Source organism: Chryseobacterium sp. Marseille-Q3244 (genome assembly GCF_940807095.1).
In the GTDB taxonomy this organism is placed as follows: Bacteria; Bacteroidota; Bacteroidia; order Flavobacteriales; family Weeksellaceae; genus Chryseobacterium.
Genome location: NZ_CALNWX010000011.1, coordinates 37,628 through 52,530, shown reverse-complemented (window position 1 = coordinate 52,530; position 14,903 = coordinate 37,628). Strand labels below are relative to the sequence as shown.

14 protein-coding genes and 1 tRNA gene are annotated in these 14,903 nt (G+C 34.8%); 10 read left to right on the top strand and 5 right to left on the bottom strand.

What is annotated here, in order from left to right:
* Positions 1-454: 454 nt before the first annotated feature.
* Positions 455-3,247 carry an excinuclease ABC subunit UvrA gene (gene uvrA / locus NBX25_RS17830; protein ID WP_250254776.1) on the top strand — a complete coding sequence of 931 codons (2,793 nt, stop codon included), beginning with the start codon at positions 455-457 and terminating at the stop codon, positions 3,245-3,247.
* A gap of 54 nt (positions 3,248-3,301) precedes the next feature.
* Here the strand turns inward: uvrA and NBX25_RS17825 are convergent, their stop codons facing one another.
* A complete protein-coding gene (locus NBX25_RS17825) occupies positions 3,302-3,937 on the bottom strand; it encodes an NAD(P)-dependent oxidoreductase (protein ID WP_250254686.1) in 636 nt (211 codons plus the stop codon).
* Positions 3,938-4,253: 316 nt separating this feature from the next.
* Between NBX25_RS17825 and NBX25_RS17820 the strand changes: the two genes are divergently transcribed.
* From NBX25_RS17820 to NBX25_RS17800, 5 genes are all read left to right on the top strand, one after another.
* On the top strand, positions 4,254-4,487 hold the full coding sequence (locus tag NBX25_RS17820) for a hypothetical protein (RefSeq protein WP_250254685.1): 234 nt from the start codon (positions 4,254-4,256) through the stop codon (positions 4,485-4,487).
* Positions 4,488-4,624: 137 nt separating this feature from the next.
* Positions 4,625-5,398, top strand: coding sequence for an alpha/beta hydrolase family protein (locus tag NBX25_RS17815; protein ID WP_250254684.1), 774 nt, complete (start codon positions 4,625-4,627; stop codon positions 5,396-5,398).
* 445 nt (positions 5,399-5,843) lie between these two features.
* Positions 5,844-5,918 (top strand) — tRNA-Arg (locus tag NBX25_RS17810).
* A 249-nt stretch (positions 5,919-6,167) separates the two neighbouring features.
* Positions 6,168-6,617, top strand: coding sequence for a MarR family winged helix-turn-helix transcriptional regulator (locus tag NBX25_RS17805; RefSeq protein WP_250254683.1), 450 nt, complete (start codon positions 6,168-6,170; stop codon positions 6,615-6,617).
* Positions 6,618-6,638: 21 nt separating this feature from the next.
* On the top strand, positions 6,639-7,487 hold the full coding sequence (locus NBX25_RS17800) for a universal stress protein (protein ID WP_250254681.1): 849 nt from the start codon (positions 6,639-6,641) through the stop codon (positions 7,485-7,487).
* A 205-nt stretch (positions 7,488-7,692) separates the two neighbouring features.
* Here the strand turns inward: NBX25_RS17800 and NBX25_RS17795 are convergent, their stop codons facing one another.
* The 3 genes from NBX25_RS17795 to NBX25_RS17785 all read right to left on the bottom strand — a co-directional run bounded on the left by NBX25_RS17795 (position 7,693) and on the right by NBX25_RS17785 (position 10,768).
* Positions 7,693-8,373: a MarR family winged helix-turn-helix transcriptional regulator gene (locus NBX25_RS17795; RefSeq protein WP_250254680.1), complete on the bottom strand. Its 681-nt coding sequence runs from the start codon at positions 8,371-8,373 to the stop codon at positions 7,693-7,695.
* A 64-nt stretch (positions 8,374-8,437) separates the two neighbouring features.
* A complete protein-coding gene (hemH, locus tag NBX25_RS17790) occupies positions 8,438-9,466 on the bottom strand; it encodes a ferrochelatase (protein ID WP_250254678.1) in 1,029 nt (342 codons plus the stop codon).
* Positions 9,467-9,484: 18 nt separating this feature from the next.
* Positions 9,485-10,768 (bottom strand): cryptochrome/photolyase family protein, encoded by a 1,284-nt coding sequence (locus NBX25_RS17785; protein ID WP_250254675.1) that lies wholly within the window; start codon positions 10,766-10,768, stop codon positions 9,485-9,487.
* A gap of 227 nt (positions 10,769-10,995) precedes the next feature.
* Here NBX25_RS17785 and NBX25_RS17780 point away from each other — a divergent pair, with 227 nt between their 5' ends.
* Both NBX25_RS17780 and NBX25_RS17775 read left to right on the top strand, forming a co-directional pair.
* Positions 10,996-12,051: a phage tail-like protein gene (locus tag NBX25_RS17780; RefSeq protein ID WP_123907776.1), complete on the top strand. Its 1,056-nt coding sequence runs from the start codon at positions 10,996-10,998 to the stop codon at positions 12,049-12,051.
* Between the two features lie 162 nt (positions 12,052-12,213).
* The gene (locus NBX25_RS17775; protein WP_250254673.1) at positions 12,214-12,447 is read left to right on the top strand and encodes a hypothetical protein; all 234 of its coding nucleotides are present in this window, start codon (positions 12,214-12,216) and stop codon (positions 12,445-12,447) included.
* Position 12,448: 1 nt separating this feature from the next.
* Here the strand turns inward: NBX25_RS17775 and NBX25_RS17770 are convergent, their stop codons facing one another.
* Positions 12,449-13,279, bottom strand: a complete 831-nt coding sequence (locus tag NBX25_RS17770) for an AraC family transcriptional regulator (RefSeq protein WP_250254671.1) — start codon at positions 13,277-13,279, stop codon at positions 12,449-12,451.
* Positions 13,280-13,365: 86 nt separating this feature from the next.
* On the opposite strand from NBX25_RS17770, the gene NBX25_RS17765 reads away from it, so the two are divergent.
* Complete coding sequence (locus NBX25_RS17765) at positions 13,366-14,322, top strand: alpha/beta hydrolase (protein ID WP_250254670.1); 957 nt, start codon at positions 13,366-13,368, stop codon at positions 14,320-14,322.
* Positions 14,319-14,900, top strand: a complete 582-nt coding sequence (locus NBX25_RS17760) for an NAD(P)H-dependent oxidoreductase (RefSeq protein WP_250254668.1) — start codon at positions 14,319-14,321, stop codon at positions 14,898-14,900. Before NBX25_RS17765 ends, NBX25_RS17760 begins: the two co-directional genes overlap by 4 nt.
* The last annotated feature ends 3 nt before the right edge of the window (positions 14,901-14,903 follow it).

Genomic DNA, 14,903 nt, shown 5'->3' with positions numbered 1-14,903 from the left:
ATTACATATTTATGAATACAATTTTAAATAATTTTAAAATATAAAACAATACCCTGGCAAAAAAACGTGTTAAAAGATCAAAAACTGTTTAAAATTCAATAACAACAAAGGGCAAAAAGAAAATAATTCCACAAAAAACATTTTAAATCTTCTTTTTCTGAGTGTAATATTGTGGGATCATCATTCTCATTTTTTATTTTATATACAATTTTAGTAATAGGATAATCATGTAATTTTCGCTAAAAAATTCGTAATTTTGTGGGTCTTAATTTTACGGTGAGAAGATTCTTTTTCAACTCTATTTTGGGCAGCATTCTGCAAACATGTTGTCTCTGTCAGTTGAATAGAAAATAGTTTTGAAAGTTCAATTGATGACATCCTGGAATATTCCAGAAAACACCATTAAACTGGCAGTTTACAACACTGTACAGTTACTTTTATGAATAAACAAAATATGGCTAATACTACAGAAATAGACATAAAAAAACAGATTTTCGTTAAGAATGCCCATCTTAATAATCTGAAACATATAGACGTCCTGATCCCCAAAAACAAACTGATTGTTATTACCGGAGTATCAGGAAGTGGTAAATCATCTCTGGCTTTTGATACCATTTATGCAGAAGGACAGAGAAGGTATGTGGAAAGTTTAAGTTCTTATGCCCGTCAGTTCTTAGGAAAATTAGAAAAACCTAAAATTGATGATATTAAAGGACTTGCACCCTCCATCGCTATCCAGCAAAAAGTAATTTCATCCAATCCACGTTCTACTGTAGGAACCTCTACAGAGATCTATGATTATATGAAGCTTTTATTTGCCAGGATTGGAAAAACATTTTCTCCTGTTTCGGGGGAAGAAGTGAAAAAAGATTCGGTTTCTGATGTGGTTGACTTCATTAAGGCTTCTAAAAAAGATACTTCCTTTTTATTGACTGCTCCATTGGAATATGATGCTGATAATTTTAAGGAAACTTTAAATGTTTTAAAACTTGCCGGTTTTACAAGACTTGAAATCAACGGAAATCTGGCAGGAATTGAAGATCTTGAAAGCTTCGGATTTGCCCCGGAAAAAGGAATGAAGATCAATTTGGTAATCGACCGTTTTTCCTATGAAGAAGATGAAAGCTTTTTACAGCGATTGGCAGACTCTATTCAGATGGCTTTTTATGAAGGTCATGGCTACTGTTCTTTAAAAAATACAGACACCGAAAAGGTAAAAGAGTTCTCCAATAAATTTGAATTGGATGGAATGGAGTTTCTTGAACCCAATGTTCATTTCTTCAGCTTCAATAACCCATATGGAGCATGTCCGGCATGCGAAGGCTATGGAAAAGTAATTGGAATTGATGAAGATTTAGTGGTTCCTAATAAGACACTTTCCATCTATGAAGATGCTGTAGCCTGCTGGCGAGGAGAAACAATGAGTGAATGGAAAAAAGACTTTATCAAAAAGGCAGGAGACTTTCCTATTCATAAACCTTATCATCAATTGACCAAGGAGCAGAAAAATTTCCTTTGGAAAGGTGATGGTAAAAGTACTTTCCCATGTATTAACAATTTCTTCAAAATGCTTGAAGAAAACCTTTATAAAATCCAGTACCGTGTCATGCTTTCCCGTTACAGAGGAAAAACCCTTTGCCCAACTTGTGAAGGATTAAGATTGCGTGAAGAAACGAGCTGGGTAAAAGTAGACGGACACAACATTCAATCAATGATTGAGCTTCCGTTGGATGAACTCGTGCCATTAATTAACAGTCTAAAATTATCTGACCACGATAAAGAAGTTGCCAAACGGCTATTGTACGAAATCACAACCCGTCTGGAGTTTTTACTAAAAGTAGGGTTAGGATATTTAACCTTAAACAGAACCTCAAATACCCTTTCCGGAGGAGAAAGTCAAAGAATTAACCTGGCAACAAGCTTAGGAAGTTCTTTGGTAGGTTCCATCTATATATTGGATGAGCCTTCTATCGGATTACATTCCAAGGATACTGAAAACCTCATCGAAGTATTGAAAAATCTACGTGATTTAGGAAATACTGTCATTGTAGTGGAACACGATGAAGATGTGATGCATGCCGCCGATTATATCATTGATATTGGACCGGAGGCAGGTTATCTTGGTGGAGAGCTCGTATTTGCAGGAGATTATAAGGATCTGAAAAAGGCCAACACGCTTACCTCAGAATACCTTACAGGAAGACTCGAAATAGAAGTTCCGAAGAAACGCAGAAAAGCAAAAGAATGGATCCATATTAAAGGAGCCCGCCAGAATAACCTTAAAAATATTGATGTAGATGTTCCTTTGGAAAGTCTAACCGTTATTTCAGGTGTTTCCGGAAGTGGAAAATCTACTTTAATGAAGGAAATCCTTACCAACGACATTCAGATTCAGCTGGGAATGGGTGGTAAAAAAGGAGACTATGATTCTGTAGAGTTCCCCAAAAAGCTCATCAAAAATATTGAATTGATTGATCAGAATCCTATCGGAAAATCTTCAAGATCAAACCCGGTAACCTACCTGAAAGCGTATGATGACATCCGTGATCTTTTTGCTAAGCAGAAGGTTGCTAAAATGATGGGTTACAAACCGAAACACTTCTCTTTCAACGTAGATGGCGGAAGATGTGATGAATGTAAAGGTGAAGGAGTCATCAATGTTTCTATGCAGTTTATGGCTGATATTGAGCTTGAATGTGAAGTTTGTAAAGGAACACGATTCAAAAATGAGATCCTTGAAGTAAAATTCGATGAGAAAAATATTTCTGATATTCTTCATATGACGGTAGATGAAGCATTGGAATTCTTTAAAGATAATAATGAAGAAAAAATTGTAACCAAGCTGAGACCTTTACAGGAAGTTGGATTGGGCTATTTACAGTTGGGACAAAGCTCTTCTACCCTTTCCGGTGGTGAAGCACAACGTGTAAAACTGGCTTCATTCCTTGTGAAGGGAGTTACTACAGATAAAACTTTATTTATCTTTGATGAGCCTTCTACCGGGCTTCATTTCCATGATATCCAAAAGCTTTTGAAATCATTACAGGCACTGATTGAACTTGGACACTCAGTGATCGTTATTGAGCACCAGCCGGACATTATCAAATGTGCTGACTATATTATTGATATTGGCCCAGGAGCTGGAAAACATGGTGGAGAGGTAGTTTTTGCCGGAACCCCTGAGGACCTGGCGAAAAATAAGAAGTCTTATACTGCAAAATACATCAAGGAAAAACTTGAGAAATAAATATAGACAGAGAGCCGTTAAGCTCTCTGTTTTTTTATTATCCTAAAGGTCTATTTAAATATTATATAAAAATGGACTTTCCCTAATGTAATTAGAATCTTCAATCTGTGAAACCAAAAACTCCGCGAGATCGGCAGCACTGATATTTTCACCTTTACAATCGATCAGGCTTATTTCAGTATTACAACTTCTGTCTGTTATAGTAATCAGAGGTAAGCGTACCAAAGTCCAGTCTAGATCACTTTCTAAAAGCAGCTGGTATTCTTTCTGCTTATCTGAAGTGGTTTCAGGATAATTCTGATACATCCATTCGGTAGCCATTTTCACCCGGTCATTTTTTTGATCCGTTGAAGTATTCACGCTCAATCCAGTGGTTACGATATATCTTTTGATTCTATAATGATTCATTGTTCGGATGATATTTTTTGCAGCATCACTAAAGACAGACTTTTCTTCTTTGGGCTGCCCTAGTGTACTTATCACAATATTGCAGCCTTCGATTAATGAATGTACAGCCTCTTCATCCCTCACATCTCCTTTTACTATTTCAATCAGAGGATCTTGCATTTTGAAGTCTTCAGGCTTTCTCCATAAAAGCTTCATCGGATATCTTTTTTCAAGAAGGTTTTGTACCAGATATTTTCCGGATTTTCCGGTTCCACCAATAACGGCGATTGTATTTGTTTTCATAATGATCTTATTTTAAATATGATGGTTATGATCCAAACTATTTTAATCATGAGTAGTTTGTTTATTCATAACTAAGCTGGATTTAAATAATAAAGTATTGGGTTCAGTAATTCTGGACCTGTTATTTTCAAGCTTTAGAATAATGCTTGATATCGGATGATATTTAGAATAAGATTTTAATGAAATAAAGATACTCAATTTCCAGTTATCTCAAATAAAAATAAATTTATCTATTAATTCACAATCAATTAAATCACTTGTTTGAGTATTATATATTTCATAATTTTATGATTTAACAAATTAAAAATCAAATACTATGAAAAATTTAAAGAAATTAAAAAGGAATCATCTTGTATTGATAAGTGGCGGAGATGTTCCATATGCAGATTGTGATTTGGAAGGAAAGTGTCCTGCTGTTTCAGGTTCGTATTATTGCAGCGGAGGAATCTGCTATAGATCTTCAGGTGGAGGTAATCCTGATGATAACTGCCATGAGCCTAAACGCGACTGTATGCCATGGGAAACAGGGTGCGGTTGTGTATATTCTTAAAAATATTTATCAGATAAAATATAGAGCAGTTTTTACTGCTCTTTGTATGTTTTAAAATTTATATTCATAAAAAAGACTTCAAAACCATTCAATTATATCAGAAAAAATTCAGATTTTTGTGATTAAGCCATTCTATCATGAAATTTGGAAAAATAATATCTCCTCTACCTGTTCTCTTCCTTCTTATAAATTGTTCAGTAAAGAAAAGTATAAGTTCTGAAAATGAATATGAAGTGAAGCGGGATACACTCACTTTCTTAGACCCAAGCAGAAACCGTAAGATTCCTGTTGCTTATTATATTCCTAAAACTAAGAAAAAAATACCGAATCAGCAGGTGATTATCTTTAATCATGGATATGGTTTTAATAAAGGTGGTGATTATTTTGTATATTCTTATTTGACAGAAAAGTTGGCCTCAAAGGGGTATTTTACAGTAAGTATTCAACATGAACAAACTACAGATGCTCCCCTCCCAGTAGAAGGAAACCTACAAATCGTAAGAAGACCTTTCTGGCAAAATGGTTCCGACAATATATTATATGTATTGAATGAGCTTAAAAAAACAAATCCGGATCTGGATTATAAACACCTTACCTTGATCGGCCATTCTAATGGTGGTGATATGGTGGCTTTATTTGGAAATCAGCATCCTAATCTTGTGTATAAAATTATTGCGATGGATAATAGAAGAATGTTCCTTCCAAGAACAAGTATTCCTAAAATTTATTCATTGCGTTCCAATGATTATCCTGCTGATGAAGGAGTCTTACCTACGGAAGAAGAGCAGAAAAAATATCATATGACCATTCAGCCCACTTCCATCAACCATAGTCATATGGATAATAAAGGCAGTAATGAAGAGAAAAAAACATTGAATGATTTTGTTCTGAAATACCTGAATGAGCAGTAATAATAAGCATATCTTATAGTAATTTGTGGAATAACGTCAGACTTATCCACAACAAATTGTGGATAACTTGTTAATTTTAACATTAAATTCACATTTCGTATTAAAAATATCACTACATTTACTATGTAATAAACATCGAAGTGGAAACTTTATTTGCTTTTCTTACTACTCTTGAAATTGCAATTAAATTTGAAATAAAAATTTAAGCACAGCATTGTCGGCTGTGCTTTTTATTGTTGTCTAATTAAAAAAATGAGATGTATTATCTACTGAATCTGCCCCTAAAGGGCAGATTCTTTTATTATAAAGACTCCAACTACAAAAAGTATCACCCTCAATCTCGAAATTTAAAAAAAGAGTACAAATATTTGTGTAATCATGGTAAAAAAACTAACATATTGATTTGAAATACATACAATAATAATTTGTAATTTTATTTCCTTAAGGCCTCATAGTTCAATGGATAGAACAAAAGTTTCCTAAACTTTAGATCCAAGTTCGATTCTTGGTGGGGCTACCATGCAAGAATAAATTATTTACCTATCAATATTTTGAGAAAGCACTTCTCAGTTGTTATATAGGAACTGGGCGCATTATATGCCTGGACATTGGAAAAATACAGCTATTAATTTACAGTTACCTTTCCAAATTATAAAAAGCTGCTTATTACTATTTTACACTTAATTAGTTGAAATTAAAACTAATTTTCCGTACATTTGTTAGGGAGCATCAATCTGGAAACTGAGATTTCACCTTATTAAAAAAAGATATGTCTGAGAAACAAAATAACTTGTCCGAAATAGCCTTAGAACTAGGTTGGGCAATGACTGAAATGAAAAGTCGTTTACGGCAAAAAATTCAGGCCTGCGTTAACGAGTATGATCCGGATCTTTCCGTTGAACTGGTTGAAATTCTTGGACTTCTATCCCGTAATGATGGAATCAATCAACAAGAAATAGCCAACAAAGTAAGTAAAGATAAATCAAGCATCACCTATCTTATTAATGCCCTTGTAAAAAGAGAACTGGTAGAACGGGTTGCTTATAAAAATGACAGAAGAAACAAGAAGATCTTTCTTACTTCAAAAGGGAAAAAGCTTGTAGAAAAAGTGTATCCATGGGCACTGGAGCTGTATAAAAGAGCAGCAGGTGACCTTCATGAAGCCGAAATCAACAAAGCTCTTCTTTTAGTAAAAAAAATGACTGCTAATTTAGAATAATCAGGATTTAAAATAGATAACATGAGAACAATCCTTGTACCTATTGACTTTACACCAACTACAGAAAATGCTGTAAAAGTCGCCGCTGAGTGGGCAAAAAATTATAATTACCAAAACATTATTCTTTTAAAGATTGCCGGAGAATCTGAATTTGATTACCTGCATATTGCAGAAGGCCATTCATTCGTCAATGAAGAAAGTGTTAACAGCCTTTTAGAAAGAACAGAACTACGATTTGACCAGTTAAGTAAGATCGCTGCAGAGATTTCACCAGAGGTAAAAGTCTCCAGACTTTTAAGTGATTGGGCACTGACAAGAAGCATCAATGAGGTATTGAAAAATCAGCCGACAATCGAAATGATTATTTTGGGAAGTGATGATTCCACTTCTTCCCATGAAAGTTTTGTTTCCGATAATATTATCAGTATTGCAAGAACAAGCCCGGTTAAAACCTTGATTGTTCCTAATAGCTATCAATACAGCAGTATTAATAATATTGTGATTCCTTGTGATGTCAATGGAATTAAAAAACTTGAAAGACTGTTTCAGCACAAATCAATAATTCAGAAACAGGATGTACGTTTATCATTCCTGAATATCAATACTAAAGAAAAAACTGACCTCAATGCTGATAAAAAGAAAGAACTGGAAGACTATATTCGTCAGCATTTAACGGAAATTCCCAGCAGTATTTATTATTCTTATGATGAAAATGTGATCAATGGGATTTTGACTTTTACCACTTCCAACAATACTGATCTTATTATTGCTTTACCGGGCAGACATAGCTTCCTTTATTATATGGCGAACAGAAGTATTTCTGAAGGGCTTTATCAAAATACCCATTTACCTGTTTTGATTTTGAAATAAAACTTTGATTTAATATTAACATAGTAAATGTAAAAAATGGAGTCCGTCTCACAAATAGTGAACACGGACTCTTTTCTTTTTATTTTATCGACCTCTTTTTCAAATTTAGTAATTCTTAAACTATATAAAGAAGTCTATAGAATACCTTCGAGCAGGTCTCAGAATATTACTTTTTAAAATGAAATTCAGAGAGAAACTTCTGAGGTCATGCTTCTTTAAATGAATACTCATCATACACTGTATTGATAAGCTGATCTGAATCAATATTTCGAGAAAAAATAGGATAATGAAACCGATCCAGTTTATTAAGAAGATGTATCAGATTCATCTTTTCCTTGTGGCTAAGATTTCCTGCAACAATATGAGTAGCCTGACGGATTTTCTCCATTTGTTTTTCCAAAATCATCAGTCCTCTTTCGGAAATACGGATTAATTTACTGCGCTTGTCCAAATCAGAATCTGTCTGTTCAATAAATCCCTGACGTAACAGCCTTGCAATAATGAGCATCCCTACCGGTTTATCCTGAATATTTTTCTTGATCAGAGCCATTTTGGTCATCTCTCCGAAAGCTTTTAAATTGATTAAATAAATAAAGTCTTCCTGAGTTGAAAATTCAGAATCTGATATGGCGGACTTTGAGTAGGTTTTCGCATATCGGTTAAGATGAACAAGCAATGTACTTATGGCACTTTCCGGTGTTCTCCCATTCTCCTTCCCTTCCCAGTAAGGTTCTTCAGAATGATCTTCCTTCCCGGCATTCTCCTTATCAGAAATCCATGCTTTAAAGCCCTGAATAGTTCCCGGGTACAAATCAGGATAAGCATTGACTTCCGTTTCAAAATCCTGTAACAGGTCTATGAAGTCTTTAATAAGCGTATAATTCATTCGTTTCAAATAGTCTACAAAAATACCTAATTTCCTAAAAAATAATTACAATATGTACTCAAAACTATACTAAATAGAATTGATTAAGCTGCTCTTCACACAACTTTCTAATAACTTCAATCCAACGGTCTTCATCATTCAGGCAAGGAATATAGGTGAAGTTTTCACCACCTGCTTCCAGAAATGATTCTTTTCCTTCAACTGAAATTTCTTCCAATGTTTCAAGACAGTCTGAAACAAAGGCGGGACAAACAATAGCGAGGTTTTTAATGCCCTGACCGGGTATCGTTTCTAATGTATGATCTGTATAAGGTTCTATCCACTTATCTTTTCCTAACCTGGACTGAAAAGAAACAATTACTTTATCTTTTGGTAATCCAAGCTTTTTGATCACCTTTTCAGTGGTATTAAAACACTGGTGGCGATAGCAAAACGAGTGGCTGGGATGAGTGTCTTTATGGCAACAATCATTCATATTACATGTCTTTGTACGGTCTGTTTTGTAAATATGCCGTTCGGGAACCCCATGATAAGAAAATAATAAGGCATCGAAATTTTCAGGCAGTTTCTCAAGGATACTTTCCGTCAGACAATCGGTATACAGATCCCGGTTATAAAAAGGCTGGATATAATTGATTCTTACATTAGGAAATTTCTTTTTTCTGATTTCTTCGGCTTTTTCAATGACAGTTTCTGTAGTACTCATTGCGTATTGCGGATAAAGGGGAAATAGTACGATTTCTGTAATCCCTTTTTCAACAAGATTCCTGATCCCCTTTTCAATACTGGGTTCTGCATATCTCATTCCGATTTCAACCGGTATATCAACTACCTTTTGTAGCTTTTGCTGGATCTTTTTCGTTATAACAATGAGGGGTGATCCTTCGTCTGTCCATACCGTTTTATAAGCTTCCGCTGATTTTGCAGGTCTGGTTTTTAAAATAATTCCACGAACCAAAAGTGCCCGGAAAATCCATCGATAATCAATTACTTTTTCATCCATCAGGAATTCATCCAGATATTCTTTTACATCTTCTACCGCCGTTGATCTTGGAGAGCCAAGATTGATTAATAAAATTCCTTTTTTGCCCAATTTTCTTTATTTTATTTGTTATTCTGCCAGTGCCTCTTTATAAACAGTCAATGCTCGTTCTCTGGCTTTTGTATGATCTACAATAGGTTCTTCGATATACTCTTCAGGAAGCCACTTCCTAATATACTGAGTGTTTTTATCAAACTTTTTCGTCTGCTCATAGGGATTGAATATTCTGAAATAAGGTGCTGCATCGCATCCACATCCAGCTGCCCACTGCCAGTTACCGTTATTAGCTGCCAGATCATAGTCTAATAATTTTTCAGCAAAATAGGCTTCTCCCCACCGCCAATCAATGAGCAGATGCTTAGTAAGAAAACTTGCTGTAATCATTCTTACCCTGTTGTGCATAAATCCGGTTTCATTAAGTTCTCTCATTCCGGCATCCACAATTGGATATCCTGTTTTGCCTTCACACCATGCTTTAAATTCTTTTTCATCATTCCTCCAGGAAATATTCTCATATTTCTTTTTAAAACAATGGTGTACAACACTTGGGTAATGGTATAAAATCTGCATAAAAAATTCTCTCCAGATCAGTTCATTCAGCCAGACTTCATTATGTTTAACAGCATATTGCACACATTTTCTGATAGAGATGGTTCCAAATCGAAGGGCAATCCCAAGATGAGTAGTACGATCCATGGCAGGAAAATCTCTATAATCACCATAGGAATCTATAATATCTTTATCCAATTTAGGTTCTATCAACTCAAGATCCGTTTTCTCAAACCCAATTTCTTTCAATGAAATAATTTCTGAAAACCCTTCATCATTTGCAAAATGGTCCCAATTTGTTGTAACGGTTTCTATATCTTTCAAATTTTCTCTCCATTTCTTTGAATATGGAGTAAAAACAGTATACGGTGAAAAATCACTTTTCAGAATATTATTTTTTTCAAATATGACCTGATCTTTAAAATCTCTAAATTGTATATGATATTTTGATAACATATCAGCTACCTTTCGATCCCGCTGCATGGCTTGTGGTTCATAATCCCTGTTACAAAATATTGTATCAATAGTAAAATCTTCTGTTAATTTTTTAAAAATATCTATTGGAGTACCATAGTAAACATGAAGTCCACTGTTATGTTTTTTCAACTCTTTATGAATCTTTTGTAAAGCCTGATGAATATAATCTACCCTTCTGTCATACTTGTTCTGAAGCTGATTCAATATCTCTGTATCAAAAATAAAAATTGGAATAACCTTTAATCCAGCATTAAGGGCATGGTGAAGCCCCATATTATCTTCCAGTCTAAGGTCTCTTCTGAACCAAAAAATATTCACTCTATTCATGACCTATCTTTTTAAAATATAAATATTGGTTATTAAAATTAAAACACAAATATACTATTAAAAACAACATAAAGAATATTAATAAACTAAATATGGTTAAAATCAAAGGAAAGAATATCACATTCTAAAATTAATAAGAGGATAAAATACACAATACATAAGGTTGACTCTTGTATAGAATAGTTGACAAATATACCTTTGCATAAACGAATCTATGTGTTCCTTTTATGAAATTTTTCCTATTTACAACCCTCCATCTTTCTACCCTACTATTTGCTCAGGTGGGAATCAATACAGATCACCCAAAAGCAAGCCTTCATATTGAAAGCCCAGCCAACACTCCTGTCAAAGGTCTTATTATTCCCAGTATCACGTCTTTGGAAGCCTATACTATGCCTGTAACAGAAGAACACAACACCATGCTGGTATATATTAAAGATGGTAGTAAAAATACAGCGTCTGAGAAGATGAAATATGTTTATTATCCTGGATATTATTATTGGAATCAAAGTTCCTGGATGCCTTTATCTTCGGCATTGGTACAAACAAAAGGATCTATACAAAATGATGAGTACTCTTCTGCATTTCGGTTGTTAAAAAATATAAACAGTTCAAATTATGGTGCACTTGGAAACAATGCGGTTGATTTATCATATGCTTATACTTCTTCCAACAGAGGGGCAACGGGTATTAACAGTTTTGCTACCGGTATCATGAATACTTCTTCGGGAGAAAGGTCGGCTGTTTTTGGTGGTTTTAATACCACTTCGGGAAGCAACTCTATGTCATGGGGTGGCAACCTCATCAGTCAGATGGGAAATATAGCATCAGGAAGCAATTCTACAGCATGGGGATTACAAACACAGGCAATTGGTGTTTTATCAACAGCCTTCGGAAATAAAACAAGAGCCTACAGTGGATATGAAACCACCTTCGGTGCCTATAATACATCCTATATTCCAATCGCAGAAAAATATGACAACCAGTTTACTGAAGCGTATCAGAACAGCAACCGGCTTTTAGTAATAGGAAATGGAATTAATGGAACAGGCAATGACGCATTTACCCTATTAAAGAATGGAAAAGTTGGGATAGGCATCAATAATTTTGAGACAACAAACAGTGATTCAAAGGTACAGGTGAAAGGTTCCATTAAAATAAATGCCGAAAATTCAACATTAGGAACCAATACCTGTAATGCTAATAATCTTGGTAAAATTATTTTTGTAGAGGATAACTTCTATGGCTGCAAATCTACAGGATGGGTACTTTTAAATTCATAATATCAGGTACATTGTCATCGATACAATTTAAATACAACAATACCCAATAATATAACTTATAATGAATGGGTTACAAAAACTTATTCATGAACCTTCCAAAATATTAAAAACTTACACTAAGATTTCCGAACTTTGTCCGCAATTAAACGTATTGAATACCTCATGGAAGAATTTGAATTACCTGTAACCTATAAAGGAAAAAAAGAGCTTTTCAATGTAAAACTGGTAACATTCACCTATGGTTATAAATTCTATGTAGATGTGAATGGTAACGAGGTTGTTTTTGAACGCGATGATGAGGGCAATATGCGGGCTATGGTACAGGATACCTCATCAGAATCAAAGATAGAAAAAGGACTTATTGAGGCGATTATGGAAGTATTTAATGCGCTTTAATTTAAGCCACTTCAAGCCGGTATGCTTTAAGACTTTTTCCTTTATGTCTTTTGAAAAATTTATTGATGTGACTTTCATCTGCAAATCCGAACTCATCTGCAATTTCGTGAACCCTTTTATCACTGAAACGCAGCCTATGCTCTATCAGCCGGATTTTGTAGGAAGAAATGTACTGTTGAATAGACTCGTTACACTGTTTACGGAAGTAACTGCCAAGATAGGTTGAAGATAATCCAAACTCATTGGCAATGACCTCTACTTTCAGAAGTTTGGGCTGGCGTATATTTTCCTGAATATAATCCAGAATCTGAAGAATACGAACATCGGCATTGGATGAGATATTCTGTGGTTTGATCACTGCTATATTCCTTGCCGCAATCACAATAATAGCATTCACCAAATGACGGGTAAGGTCTTCATTATATATAGATTCATGTTGTATTGCCTGCTGTAGATTCTGAATGAGCAGACTCATCATTTTTTTATCCTCATTATTCACGAGTAATGAACCAGACAAGTGAGATGCATAATACAAAAGACACTCAATATGGTCTATACTTTTCCATTGATATTCTTTGATATAGTTTTCACCAAAACGAACTACCATAAATTCACAGATCCCATTGAGGTCAAATCCATGGCAATCATTGGGAGTAATTAAAAACAGATCTCCGGTAGAAAAGGCAATTTTATTTTCATTCACAATATGATCTCCAATACCGGAAATAACATACACCAGTTCAAAAAAATTGAATTGCCTGTCTTTTAATGGGCATTGATCTATTTTCTCATAAAAAACTTCAAGGGATTGGTATATATTTTCTCTTGTCATACGACAAAGATACCTAAATAAGCTTTAAATATACCTGTTTTCACCCATTTTATCAGTCTATTTTTGCGGTATAAAATTTATCTATAATGCAAGAAAAAATAGATCCGGAACTTTTGAAAGCCGTTATTCACAGTCCATTTAATCAAATTGATTATGAATATTTAATGGCCAGTCATCCGGCAAAGATCAGGGAAGAAGAAATGAAGATAATGATGCTGGAAGAATCATTGCCTATCCCTTTATCGCTTTCTGTAGAGAACATCCATATTCCTTCTTCGGAATCACAAAGAGACATCAGATTGAGAATTTACAGACCAAAGGGAAAGCAAAATTTACCGGTACTCCTCTATTTCCACGGCGGCGCTTTTATCTATGGGACTCCGGAACAATATGATTTTATCTTTTATCGATTGGCATTAGATATTGATATGATTATTGTGTCTGTGGACTATCGGCTAGCTCCCGAACATCCATTCCCAGCGGCTATGGAAGATGGATATGATGCTTTATTATGGGTATCTGAATCTGCTGATCACATTGGTGGAAACAAAAACGAAATAATGATTGGCGGAAGCAGTGCCGGAGCTACGATTGCCGCTTCAATAACTCATTGGGCAAGAGACAGGAAAGAAGTGAACATTAAACATCAATATTTATTGTATCCGCCAACGGACAACCTTTTGAAAACCTCATCAATGGAGGATTTAGCAAATGCACCTATGCAAACTAAAAACGCTGCTGAATGGATGTGGAAACATTATCTACAGCATAAAACGGAATATCCGCCTCAATACTCGGTTCCTTTACGGGAAAAGAATTTTAAAAATCTTCCTGATGCTACCATCATTGTATGCGAGCTGGACCCATTGAAAGATGAAGGTAAGAAATATGCAAAAAAATTACAGAATGCAGGAATTTCAGCTGATCTCCTGGAAATTGGAGGTGCTGTACATGCTTTTGATTTCTTTCCTTGTCAGCTATCTGAAGCTTTCTACAAACAACAGATCAAATTATTTAAGCATCTTTTAACTCAAAAATCATGAAAAAAATTGTCGTTATTAACGGGCATCCGAATCAAAACAGCTTTAATTCTGTCATTGCAGAATCTTATATCAATTCCGCTATAACTTCCGGTGCTGAGGTACGGTATATTGCCATTGGAAAACTTAATTTTAATCCTAACCTGCAATTTGGTTACCAACAAAGAATGGAACTGGAACCCGATCTTGTAAAAGCTCTGGAAGATATTCAATGGAGTGAGCATCAGGTATGGATACACCCTGTTTGGTGGTTAGGCATGCCTGCTGTAATGAAGGGGTTCTTTGACAGAGCATTTCTTCCGGGAATTGTTTTTAAAACGAACAAAAAAGGAAGCAGTGAAGGACTGTTAAATGCAAAATCTGCAAGAATCATCACAACTGCAGGAGATTTATCTCTCAAAGCATATAAAGAAGAATATCAGTCGAGCGGACTTATTCAACTAAAAAAAGGAATTCTGGAGTACTGTGGTATCTCTTCCATTCAAGATGATTTTATAGGCCCATTGTATGAACTAACTGAGAATGAAAGAAAAGAATGGCTAGACACAATCACACGATTTGCCGCCACGGATTCTTTATAAAAT

Bases quoted from the DNA above. Each gene is read 5' to 3' on its own strand.
- uvrA (WP_250254776.1), top strand. From the start codon at position 455: ATGGCTAATACTACAGAAATAGACATAAAAAAACAGATTTTCGTTAAG.
- NBX25_RS17825 (WP_250254686.1), bottom strand. From the start codon at position 3,937: ATGAAAACAAATACAATCGCCGTTATTGGTGGAACCGGAAAATCCGGA.
- NBX25_RS17820 (WP_250254685.1), top strand. From the start codon at position 4,254: ATGAAAAATTTAAAGAAATTAAAAAGGAATCATCTTGTATTGATAAGT.
- NBX25_RS17815 (WP_250254684.1), top strand. From the start codon at position 4,625: ATGAAATTTGGAAAAATAATATCTCCTCTACCTGTTCTCTTCCTTCTT.
- NBX25_RS17805 (WP_250254683.1), top strand. From the start codon at position 6,168: ATGTCTGAGAAACAAAATAACTTGTCCGAAATAGCCTTAGAACTAGGT.
- NBX25_RS17800 (WP_250254681.1), top strand. From the start codon at position 6,639: ATGAGAACAATCCTTGTACCTATTGACTTTACACCAACTACAGAAAAT.
- NBX25_RS17795 (WP_250254680.1), bottom strand. From the start codon at position 8,373: ATGAATTATACGCTTATTAAAGACTTCATAGACCTGTTACAGGATTTT.
- NBX25_RS17785 (WP_250254675.1), bottom strand. From the start codon at position 10,768: ATGAATAGAGTGAATATTTTTTGGTTCAGAAGAGACCTTAGACTGGAA.
- NBX25_RS17780 (WP_123907776.1), top strand. From the start codon at position 10,996: ATGAAATTTTTCCTATTTACAACCCTCCATCTTTCTACCCTACTATTT.
- NBX25_RS17775 (WP_250254673.1), top strand. From the start codon at position 12,214: ATGGAAGAATTTGAATTACCTGTAACCTATAAAGGAAAAAAAGAGCTT.
- NBX25_RS17770 (WP_250254671.1), bottom strand. From the start codon at position 13,279: ATGACAAGAGAAAATATATACCAATCCCTTGAAGTTTTTTATGAGAAA.
- NBX25_RS17765 (WP_250254670.1), top strand. From the start codon at position 13,366: ATGCAAGAAAAAATAGATCCGGAACTTTTGAAAGCCGTTATTCACAGT.
- NBX25_RS17760 (WP_250254668.1), top strand. From the start codon at position 14,319: ATGAAAAAAATTGTCGTTATTAACGGGCATCCGAATCAAAACAGCTTT.